Origin of the sequence: Kitasatospora sp. NPDC059812 (assembly GCF_042732075.1) — a bacterium.
Lineage (GTDB): Bacteria > Actinomycetota > Actinomycetes > Streptomycetales > Streptomycetaceae > Kitasatospora.
The window spans coordinates 38,540-49,616 of sequence record NZ_JBHWIO010000069.1 but is presented as its reverse complement, the minus strand read 5'-3'; the positions used below and the strand labels follow the sequence as shown (position 1 = coordinate 49,616).

7 protein-coding genes are annotated in these 11,077 nt (G+C 76.2%); 6 read left to right on the top strand and 1 reads right to left on the bottom strand.

What is annotated here, in order from left to right; genetic code table 11:
• Positions 1-121 precede the first annotated feature (121 nt).
• On the bottom strand, positions 122-1,912 hold the full coding sequence (locus ACFV6D_RS28470) for a protein kinase (protein WP_380339735.1): 1,791 nt from the start codon (positions 1,910-1,912) through the stop codon (positions 122-124).
• Between the two features lie 242 nt (positions 1,913-2,154).
• Between ACFV6D_RS28470 and ACFV6D_RS28465 the strand changes: the two genes are divergently transcribed.
• The 6 genes from ACFV6D_RS28465 (at position 2,155) to ACFV6D_RS28440 (ending at position 10,943) form a co-directional block, all read left to right on the top strand.
• Positions 2,155-6,276 carry a hypothetical protein gene (locus ACFV6D_RS28465; protein WP_380561608.1) on the top strand — a complete coding sequence of 1,374 codons (4,122 nt, stop codon included), beginning with the start codon at positions 2,155-2,157 and terminating at the stop codon, positions 6,274-6,276.
• Positions 6,277-6,421: 145 nt separating this feature from the next.
• Positions 6,422-6,847 (top strand): hypothetical protein, encoded by a 426-nt coding sequence (locus tag ACFV6D_RS28460; protein ID WP_063346590.1) that lies wholly within the window; start codon positions 6,422-6,424, stop codon positions 6,845-6,847.
• On the top strand, positions 6,844-7,590 hold the full coding sequence (locus tag ACFV6D_RS28455; RefSeq protein ID WP_380561606.1) for a nucleotide exchange factor GrpE: 747 nt from the start codon (positions 6,844-6,846) through the stop codon (positions 7,588-7,590). Before ACFV6D_RS28460 ends, ACFV6D_RS28455 begins: the two co-directional genes overlap by 4 nt.
• 31 nt (positions 7,591-7,621) lie before the next feature.
• Entirely contained in the window at positions 7,622-10,189 is a 2,568-nt protein-coding gene (locus ACFV6D_RS28450; RefSeq protein WP_380561604.1) for an Hsp70 family protein, read from the top strand.
• A complete protein-coding gene (locus ACFV6D_RS28445; protein WP_380561602.1) occupies positions 10,186-10,611 on the top strand; it encodes a hypothetical protein in 426 nt (141 codons plus the stop codon). Before ACFV6D_RS28450 ends, ACFV6D_RS28445 begins: the two co-directional genes overlap by 4 nt.
• Before the next feature lie 92 nt (positions 10,612-10,703).
• Positions 10,704-10,943, top strand: coding sequence for a chaplin (locus tag ACFV6D_RS28440; protein WP_063346586.1), 240 nt, complete (start codon positions 10,704-10,706; stop codon positions 10,941-10,943).
• The last annotated feature ends 134 nt before the right edge of the window (positions 10,944-11,077 follow it).

Sequence of the window (11,077 nt, the reverse complement as noted above, 5' to 3'; positions counted from 1 at the left end):
GCCCCCCCCACCGCCGCGGCCCCCCCCCCCCCCTGAGGCGGCGCCCCCCCCGCGGCGCCCCCCCCCCCCCACCCGTTCCGCGGCCCCCGGCGCGTTCCGTTCAGCCCCGCGAAGCCCCGCTTCAGCCCTGCTCGGGCAGCGCCACCGCCTGCCACCGGTACGCCGCGTCCTCCTGCCAGCACTGCAACTCGCCCTCCACGACCGCGGCCAGGCACAGCCGCCAGTCCTCGCCCATCGCGAGCGCGACCCGGGTGGCCGGGCGCAGCGTCGGCCGCCACCAGCGCGGCCGCCGGGAGGCGCCGCCGGCCGGCAGCCGCAGCCGGACGCCGCCCGCGCCGGCCAGCGCCACCGTCGGGCCGCCCCGGTGGCCGGCCATCGCGACGCCGAGGGAGGGCTCGCCGTCGCCGATCTCGGGGGCCGGGCCGGCCGTGTCGAGGGTGTGCAGCTGGACGGAGCCGTCCGGGCGCAGCGTGGCGGCCTGCGGTCCGGCGGAGGTGCGGGCCAGCGCCCCGGCGCGCAGGGCGCCGGGCGGCCCCAGCGGGGCGGGGCGCTCGGCCGAGCCCGGTCGCCAGCTCAGCACCTGCTCCCGGTGCTCGACCAGGACCAGCCAGGACCCGGCCCGTTCCTCCAGGGCGGCGAGCACCCGGTCGGCCGGGCAGCCGGGCAGCTCCTGGCCGGTGAGGGTGAGGCCGGGTGCCCAGCGGTAGGAGCGCAGGGCGCCGCCGGCCGCCGTCCAGACCGTCATCTCCCCGGCGGAGTTGACCGCCCCGGCGAGCCCGCTGACGCCGCGCGCGGCCTCCCACCAGCCGGCCGAGGTGCCGACCCAGAGCGTCCCGCCGCGGTCCTCGGCGCAGACCACCAGTTCGCCCTGGTGTCCGGCCCAGCCGGCCAGCAACTCCCTGACCGGGCCGGGCCCCTGGCCGGCCGGCAGGCGCTGCCCGTGGTGTCCTGGGCCGGCCAGTGCGGTGCCGTCGGCGCCGCCGGTGACCAGCAGCGGCCGGCCGGCCCGGTCGGGCAGGACGGCCAGGCCCGCGGTGCGCGCCACCGGCCGGCGGGAGCGCAGGAGTTCGCGGCCGCGGCCCACCCAGGGGCCGAGCGGGGAGGGGCGGCGGTCCGGTTCGCGGGCGAGCGGTTCGCAGGCCCAGCGCGCCAGGTCCTCGCCGTAGCCGGCGGCGAGGAGTTCGGCGCGGGCCTGTTCGGCGGCGAGCCGGTGGTCGAGCCGGCCGTGGTCGGGCAGCAGCAGGGTGCGGGCGAGGGTGCCGACCGCGAACAGGTCCTTGGCGGTGGTGGGGAAGCCGCCGACCTGCTCGGCCTCCGGCGGGACGTGCCCGGGGGTGAACACCGCGACGGTGAGGGTGTGGTCGAGCGGGGCCAGGAAGGTCAGGTCGATCAGCTTGACCTGGTTCTGGGCGTCCACCAGGACGTTGGCGGGGGAGATGTCGCGGTGCACCCAGCGTTTGCGGTGCAGTTCGTCGACGATCCGGCAGAGCCGGGCCAGCACCTCGGCCACCGCCGCCGGGCCGCCGCGCTGGGTGCGGGCCCAGGTGTGCAGCGGCACGCCCTCGACCCAGGGGGAGATCTGGTAGCCGAGCAGCCCGGCGGAGGGCGCGGCGCCGGGCCGGTGCGGGGAGGGGCCGAGCAGGAAGCTGGGCACCACCAGGTCGTTCACGCCCAGGCGGTGGGCGTTGTGCGAGACGTCGTCCCAGCGGCCGAGCCAGCGCCGCACCTCGGAGGGGTCGCGCTCCAGCATGATCTTCGCGGCGACGAGTTCCTTGAGCCCGCTGTGGCCGGTCCGCACCGCCCGCCACACCTCGGCCTCGCCGCCCCGGTGGTGGAATTCCAGGAGTTCGTACTGCTCGGGGTCGAACTCCGGCCCGAACCGGAGCCCGGGCACCCAACGCGACTCGGACACGCATCCCCCGACTGGACCCTGTTGGCCTGTTCGCCACGACCCGGCCTCGGGCCGGTTCCCGCGCGGTGGTTCTCACACCGCTTCCGCTGCGTCGCCCAGGATAGTGCTCAATTCTGTTCGTCTGTCCGGTGGAGGGCCTATTCTGATGGGCGCCCGATCAACATCGAAACGGCGTCAACTCATGATCACACACCTTGTGTTGATCATCGATCGGCGTATTTCCAAGCGCAGGGGGACGGGGCATGGTGCAGCTCGCGGTGCTGCTGATCGTGGTGGCACTGGCCGGTGCGGCAGCCGTCGTACTGGCCCGCCGCCGACGGAGCCTGGACGCCCAGGCCGTGGCCAAGGCCCTGGCCACGGCCGCCGAACGGCTCGCCGCCGGCAAGGCCCCGCAGGCCCGGCGCCGCTACGCGCGCCTCGCCCAACGGCTCGCCGCCGGCCCCGAGGAACTGCGCCCGCAACGCGGCCTCGCCCTGCTCGGCCAGGCCGAGGCCACCGTCCCCACCGGCGACCAGCAGGCCACCCTCGCCCTGCACCGCGAGGCCTTCCCGCTGCTCGCCGACCCGGCCCGGCAACTGCCCCGGTGGAGCCTGCACCGCCTCGCCGAGGAGCGGATATCCGCCCCCGACGGCGACCTCGGGCCGCTGCTCGCCTTCCTCCAGGCCACCGCCGACGGCGCCGAACCCGGCGAGGAGGCCGCGGCCGCCGCCCGCGCCACGGACTGGCTCCAGCGGCTCTGTCGCGAGGGCTCCCCCGGGCAGCGCGAGAGCGCCACCACCCGGTCGCTGGCCGCACTGCCCGGCCGGGACTGGCCGGTCCTGGCCCGGGCCGCCCTGCTGCGCGACACCGACCGCGCCGCCGAGGCCGAGACCCTGCTCGCCGCGTCCGCCCCCGGCGGCAGCGGCGAACTCTGGTTCCGCTGGGGCGCCCAGCTGTTCACCCTGCACCGGGACGAACCCGCCGTCGCCGCCTTCGACGAGGCGCTGCGCCGCGGCCCCGGCGAGCCCTCCCCGTGGGGGCGCGGCCCGGCGCTGCGCACCGAGAGCCTGCTCTTCCGGGGCCTGGCCCGGCAGCGGCTCGGCGCCACCGACGCCGCCTGGTCCGACCTCGCGGCCGCCGCCACCGAGACCCCCGGCGACCCCCGCCCCCGCTACGCCCTCGGCCGGCTCGCCCTGCTGCTCGGCGCCGACGAGCAGGCCCGGGACCAGTTCACCGCCGCCCTGACCGTCCAACCCTCCTTCGCCCCGGCCCGGTTCGGCCTCGCCCTGGTGCACGAACGGGCCGCGCGCCCCGCCGAGGCGGCCGCCGACTACCGCACCGGCCTCGGCCTCGCCCCCGACTGGCGCCCCGCCCGGGTCCGGCTCGGCGCGGCCCTGCTCGCCGCCGGGCAGGCCGCCGAGGCCGCGCCCGTCCTCGGCGCCGAGGCCGACGTCGAACCGGACTCCCGCTGGGCCCGGATCGCCGCCTTCCACCACGGTCTGGCCCTCGCCCGCACCGACGACCCGGCCGGCGCCCTGGCCCGCTGGGAGCCGCTGCACGACGAGGACCTGCGCGAACGCCAGGCCCTGGCCCGCGACCGGCTCGCCCGCACCCGGCTGGCCGACGACCCGGTGGCCGCCCGGGAGCTCTGGCAGCAGGCCGCCGCCGACCACCCGGCCGCCCCCGGCTACCGGGCCGCGCTGCGCGAGGCCGCCCTGCGCGAGGCCGCGCACCTCCTGATCACCGGCCGTGACCGGCCCGAACCGCGCGAGCGGGCCGCCGCCGCACTCGCCCTCGCCGACACCCTGCCCGGCTCCGTCACCCACCGGCAGGCCCGGCTGCGCGCCGCCCTCGCCCTGGCCGCAGGCTCCACCGAACCGCTGGGCACCCTGCTCGACGCCGCCACCGGGCCGCGCGACCGCTACCACCTGGCCGCCGCCGCCCTGCTGACCGGCCGTCCGGTCCAGACCATCGCCCTGCTCGCCCCGCTCGCCCCCGACCCGGCCGGCGACCCGGCCCTCGCCCGGCTGCGGGCGCTGCTCGCCGAACGGGCCGGCAACTGGGCCGCCGCACTGGACTGGTACCGCCACTTCCTGACCGCCGGCCAGGCCCCCGAACCGCCGCAGCCCCCGCCCGCGACGGCCGACTGCGCCGTCTGTCCCGTCCCCGCCACCGGCACCTGCGCCGGCTGCGGCCGGGAGGCCTGCGCCGCCCACCTGCACCGACCCGCCGACGCCGCCTCGCCACGCTGCGTACGCTGCACCGGCCCCGCGCTGCGCGCCGTCCTGGACTGCGCCCGCCGGGCCGGGGTGCCCGAGCAGGCCGAACCCGTCCTCGCCGCCTGGGCGCAGGCCCTCGGCGACAGCCCCGCCGCCGCGCCCGTACGGCTGGACCTCGCCCTGTTGCGGGCCGAACTCGGCCGACTGGACGAGGCGTTGGCCGACCTGCCGGCGGACGCCGACGCCGCGCGCGGCGCCGTCCTGATCCGCCGGGCCGGCGCCGCCCTCGACGCCGGCGAGCCCGGACGCGCGGCCGGCGACCTGCGCCAGGCCCTCACCCTCGCCCCGGGCCGGCCGCAGGCCGCCGCCGCGCTCGTCCTGCTCGCCGAGCACGAGGCCCACCAGCACGCCGTCGAGGGCCGCCACCGCGAGGCCTGGGACGGCTACCACGCCCTGCTGCTCAAGGACCCGGCCCACCCCCGGCTGCTGCACGCGCTCGGCCTGGCCGGCTACCGGCTCGCGGTCTCCCTCCAGGCGGGCCCGGAAGGCCCGGACGAGCGGATCTGGACCTGGACGCTCGGCTGCCTGGTCGCCGCCCTGCACCAGCCCGACCTGTGGGCGGAGTCCGCCCGGATCACCGGCCGCCCGGCCGAACCGCAGCGGATGTCCACCGCCCGCAGCGCGCTCACCGACCGCCTCCGCGAGGACCTGCGCGCCCTGGACCGGGCCGCCGGCCGCACCGGCGACGAGGTCACCGCCTGGACCCTGCGCCTCGGCATGGAGGCGCACAGCGCCGACGCCTTCGCCCAGGAGGACGTCCGGATCACCCTGCCCGGCCGCCCCGCCCGGCGCCTCGCCCTCGGCCCCGCGCTCGACCGGCTGCTCCGCCAGGAGCCCGAACTCGCCGCCTGGGCAGCCGGGTTCGACGAGGCCGTACGGGCCTGGCGGCGACCGGAAACCCCCGACGGGCACCCGCTGACCAGGGCCCTCGGCCTGTTCGGCGACCTCGGCCCGCAGCGCTACCTGCTCCTCCAGGGCCGCCAGGCAGCCGCCGTCGGCGCCCTGGACGCGGTGCCCGAGGCCGAACGCGGAACGGGCTGGCGGGACCTGCTCGGCGAGAGCCTGGTCAGCGAGGCCCGCGAGCACCACCGCAACCAGGACTGGCGCGAGGCCCTGGACTGCCTCACCCGCGCCCGGGCCGTGCCCGGCGCCGTCCTGCCCGCCGACGCGCCCGCGATCGCCGCCGAGTGCGGCGTCCGGGCCGCCCGCGCCCTGCTCAAGAGCAGCGACGACGACCAGGCGGGCGCCACCGAACTCCTGGAGAAGGCCCTCGCGCTGGCCCCCGGCCACCCCGAGGTGCGCGGCGACCTCGGAGCCACCTACGCCCAGTGGGCCCGCAAGATCAACAACGAGGCCAAGGACTACCCCCGCGCCCTGGTCCTGCTGCGCAAGAGCATGGAACTCGCCCCCGGCGACCCGACCGCCGTCCACTTCCTGGAGGCCGCCCTCGGCAACCGGGCCGGCCAGCTCAGCCGCCCCGACGCCCCCGAAGCGGAACTGGAGGAGGCCGCCGACGCGTGGCGGGAGCTGATCACGCTCAACCCCGACCCGGACCACCGGCTCGGCCTCGCCTTCGTCCTGCGCCACCTCTCCCGCATCGCCGCCTTCGCGGACCACCGCGCCCTCGCCGTCGCCCGGATGGCGGAAGCCCTGCGCGCCGACCCGGAATGGGACGGCGACACCGAGGAGGAGGCCCCGCGCCGGGTCGCCGTGATGCTGGCCAACCACATGCTGGACAACCTCCAGGACAGCCCGTTCACCACCCAGGCCGCCATGCTCCAGAAGGCCAGGTCCTACGACGACTCGGCCGAGATCCGCCGCCTGATGGTCAGCGTCTGGCGCGGCGAGGCCATCGGCCACTACGAGGCCCACCGCTACCGCGACGCGATCCGGCTGCTGGAGGAGGCGCTCGCGCTCTCCCGCACCCCGGAGGACGTCGCCAAGCTGCACGTCGAACTCAGCGTCGTCTACAGCTCCTACGCCGTCGGCCAGGCCAACCTGCGCCAGTTCCGGGAGGCCCGCTCGCTGATCGGCAAGGCTGTCGAGTACAACCCGGACGACCGCGACCTGCGTGCCCTGCAACGGAGGATCGGCGCACTGCGCTGACGGCAACCGCGGAGCCGCCGCCGTCGTCGTAGCCCATGCGCCCATCCCTGATCCGCAGCCGCAGCCAATCCCGAGCCGCAGCCAATCCACGAGCCACAGCCTGTCCCTGAGTCACCGTCAGCCGTGAGGAGAGAAGCCGCCCGCCATGCCACTGCACGAACCGTCGCCGTACGAGGTCCTGGGCGTTGCGCTCACGGCCGGCGTGCGCGAGATCAACCTCGCCGTCGGCCCGGCGATGAAGGCCGGCCGCTACACCCGCCAGCAGATCCAGGACGCCGCCGCCCTGCTGCGCAACCCCGACCGGCGGCTGGAGCTGGACCTCCAGCGCCCCCTGCCGCCGGAGCCGGTCGACCAGGCTGCCGACCTGCTGGCGCCCGCCCTCGCCGAACCGCTGCTGGTCGTCGAACGCCCGCCGCTGCCGCCCGCCGCCGCCCTCCTGGTGCTGCACCGGGCCGAGGCGGCGGCCGACTTCGCCGAACCCGCCCCCGGCGGCGCCGACCCCGAACCGCCCGTCCCCGCCCGCTACGCGGCCGACCTGTCCGTGCTGCCGCAGATCGAGGTACCCGAATGACCGACACGCCGACCGCTCCCGCGCCCGACGGCCACCGGCCGCTGGACGTCCCGCAGCGCGCCCTGGAGGTCGACCTCGACCAGGCGTTCAGCCAACTGCTGTACCGGGCCTCCCTCCTGCAGCGCCTGCGGGCCGAGGAGGCGCAGACCGCCCGGGCCACCCAGCGGGACCTGCTGGGCATCCTGGTCGAGGTGGACGACGCCCTCGCCGCGCTCGGCCTGGACCGGGAGCTGGTGCTGCTCGGACGCGGCACCGGGATCGAGGCCACCCGCCGGCGGCTGCTCGGCCGGCTCGCCAAGGCCGGGGTGCGCCCGATGCGGCTGGAGGGGCTGGCGGCGGACCCGGCGCTGACCGAGATCGTCGGCACCGAGCCGCGTCCCGGGGTGGCGCCGGAGACGGTCGTCCGGACGGTGGTCACCGGGTTCTTCTGGGAGGAGGAGGTGCTGCGCCGCGCCCAGGTCGTCGTCGCCGCGGTGCCCGAGCCCGCCCCGGTGGGGGAGCCGGTCCTCGCGGAGGACGTCGAGCGGGCCCTGGAGCCCGTACCGGAGGGGGCCGCGGCGCCGGACCTTGAGCCCACGGAAGCCGGGGGCGACGATACCGGGCCCACGGAGGCCGAGGGCGAGGACGTTGGCGCCGAACCCGCCGCCGCGCCGGTGAACCCCGCCGCCCGGGCCACGGCGGCCCCGCCCCGGGCCCGCCGGAAGGGAACGGCCGCGGGCGGCCGGCGCAAGCGGAAGAAGTAGCCAGGACCACGAGGGGCAAGAGGGGAACGACATGTACCGCACACTCGGCATCGACCTGGGCACCACCAACTCGGTGGTGGCCCACCTGCGCCGGGGCGAGCCGGAGATCATCTTCAACCGGCAGAACCAGGAGGCCACGCCCTCCGTGGTCGGCAGCGGCCGCAAGGGCGAACTGCTGGTCGGCTCCACGGCGCGCAGCCGGGTCGCCATCGACGGCGTCAACGTGATCCGCTCGGTCAAGCGCTTCATGGGCCGCAAGTTCAAGGACCCGCAGGTCCAGGCGGCCCTCAAGGAGGTCGACTACAAGGTCACGGCCGGCACCGACGGCGACGTCAACGTCTGGTTCAACGGCCGCTCCTACACCCCGATCGAGATCTCCGCGATCATCCTGCACCGCCTCAAGGAGGACGCCGAGCAGCGCTTCGGCGAGCCCTTCCACCGGGCCGTCATCACCGTCCCCGCGTACTTCGGCGAACGGCAGGTCGCCGCCACCCAGGAGGCGGGCCGGATGGCCGGCCTGCACGTGCTGCGGATCATCAACGAGCCGACCGCCGCCGCGCTCGCCTACGGGATCACCTCCGAGGCCGGCGACGAGGGCCGGACCGTCCTGGTCTACGACCTCGGCGGCGGCACCTTCGACATCTCCATCCTGCTGCTGGTGCCCGGCTCGGTCTCGGTGCTCGGCATCGAGGGCGACAACCTGCTCGGCGGCGACGACTTCGACCGGGCCATCACCACCGCACTGCTGGAGGACATCCGCGAGGAGTACGGCGCGGACTACCAGCCCGACCTGCGGGACCGCCCCAAGATCGCCTCCACGGCCGAGACCATCAAGATCGAGCTCTCCCACCAGGAGGCCTCCGAGGTGATCCTGCCCGGCCTCGGCGCCGGCCAGCTGGTGCTGGAGACGGAGTTCGAACGGGCCCGCTTCGAGGAGCTGATCGAGGCCCAGATCGAGCGCACCATCGAGCTGACCCACAAGGCCATCATGCAGGCCAACCTCACCGTCGGGGACATCGACGAGGTGGTGCTGGTCGGCGGCTCCACCGCGATCCCGCTGGTGGCCCGGCGGCTCGGCGAGGTCTTCGGGCCGCGCAGGATCCGGCGCGGCGTCAACCCGATGCAGTGCGTGGCGCTCGGCGCGGCCGTGCAGTCCGCGCTGGTCGGCGAGGTGGAGTGCCCCGAGTGCCGGGCCCCCGGCGACCTCTCCGCCTCCAACTGCGCCAACTGCGCCACCACGCTGCTCGGTGGGCCCCGGGTTTCCTGCACCGGCTGCCACCTCCCGGTCGACGCCGAGGCCGCCGCCTGCCCCAAGTGCGGCCAGGAGCTGGGCGGTTCGGCCGCCGGCGCGGCCATCCCGGCGCAGTCCCAGGCGGCCACCGCCGTGCGCAGCGACAACTGTCCGCGCTGCGGCACCCCCGCCGCCCCCGGCGTCACCGCCTGCGAACTGTGCGGCGAGGCGCTCAACTCCGCCGCGCCCGGGCAGACCAGGGTCGCCTCGACCGCCGCCGAGGACGTCGGCCTGCGCTGCGCCGCCTGCGGCGTGGTCAACCCGCCGGGCAGCGAGGCCTGCCAGGGCTGCGGCGAGCTGATGCAGGTCACCAACCCGTTCGACATCACCCCGAAGAACCTCGGCATCGAGCTCAACGACGGCCGGCTGGCCGTCATCATCCCCAAGAACACCAGTTACCCGACCAGTTCGCCGGTCAGCCGGGAGTTCGTGGTCTCCGGCAGCGGCCGCCAGCGGCTGGAGATCGCGGTCTACGAGGGCGAGCACGAGATCGCCCAGCAGAACGAGCTGATCGGCCACCTGACCCTGCGGCTGCCCGCCGGGCTCGGCGGCCGCACCCCCGTGGAGGTGTCCTTCGGCCTCGACCGGGACCGCACCATCACCCTGTCGGTGCGGATCCAGGGCGGCGGCGAGAAGACCGTCAAGCTGGAGCGCGTCACCCTCGACCCCGAGCTCAAGGTCCAGGTCGAGGAGCAGCAGCGGCAGATCGAGACCTTCACCGACCGCTGGGGCGGCGAGCTCACCGAGGCCGAGATGCGCGAGGCGCAGCGCCTCATGGACAGCCTGGACGACCTGGCCGCCGGCCAGACCCGCGGCCAGTCGGTGGACGAGGCGCTGGAGCGGGCCCAGCGCCAGCTGAAGGCACAGCGCTGGGTGCGCGGCTCGGAGGCGTACCTCAGCCTGTTCATCCACTACTGCGAGAAGCACCTCGACCCGAGCGACCTCGACCGGCTGCGCTCGGTGGCCGCCGACCTGCGGCTGCGCCGCGAGGCGGCCGACTGGGAGGGCGCCATGCGCGCAGCCCAGCGGGCCGACGAACTGTGCGACTCGCTCGGGCACACCTTCCGGATGCTCACCATGTGCAACGTCTACGTCAACCAGAACATGGTCTCGCCGGCGCTGGCCCAGCGGATCATGGCCGAGCTGCGCGGGCTGGACGAGGCGGTGGAGTCGGCCAACATGGAGGCCGCCAACCAGCACAGCTCGGCGCTGCTGGCGCTGTACGCGCAGGCGCAGCGGGAGCTGGGCAGCGAGCCGCTCGCGGAGTCGCTCGGCCCGGTCCGTCCGGAGGAGGCCGGTCCGCGATGAACTCCGACGTGACTCCGCCCGACGTGACTCCGTCCGAGGTACCACCGTCCGAGGTGTACCTGTCCGAGGTGTCCCCGGCCGACGTGCACCCGATCGGCGGGCAGGTCGCCGAGGTTCCGCCGATCGAGGTGCGCTGCCCGCAGTGCGCCGTCCCGGCGGACCCGCAGGGCCTGCGCTGTCCGTCCTGCCGGGAGGATCTCGGCGTGCTGTTCCGGCTGCGTTACGCCGCTCGGATCGACTACAACCGGGCGCTGGACGCACTGGCGGCAGGTGACAGGGCGTTCGCGCTCGGACTGCTGCACCGCGCGGTGGCGGCCGAACCGGGGCTCGAACCGGCCCGGGACCTGCTGGAATGGGTGAGCGTGTCCGGGTCCGTGCGGCCGGTGCCGGGGGAGCGGGAGGGCGACACGCCCTCTGAGTGACCAATTCGGCCGTTCCCGGCCTGCCATCGAGTTCGATCGGTGCGAGTGTGTTCGTCACATGGATGTTCGCTGCCCTCACAAGGAGTGACGCAATGCGTATTCGTACCACCCTCGCCGCCACCGCACTCGCCGCTGTGGCCGTTCTGGCCGGTGCCGGCACCGCTGCCGCGGGCGACGCGACCGCGAACGGTGTCGCGTTCGGTTCCCCCGGTGTGCTCTCCGGCAACCAGATCCAGATCCCGATCAACCTCGAGGCCAACGTCTGCGGCAACTCGATCGGCATCATCAGCATCCTCAACCCGGCCTTCGGTAACACCTGCATCAACGGCTGACCCGACTGCTGGGGCCGGCCGCCGCCCCCCCCCGCCCGCCCCCCCCCCCGGGGCCCCCCCCCCCGCGGGGGGGGGGGGGCGGGCGGCGGGGGGGGGGCGGGGGGGGCGCCCCGCCCCCCGCCCCCCCCCAGTCA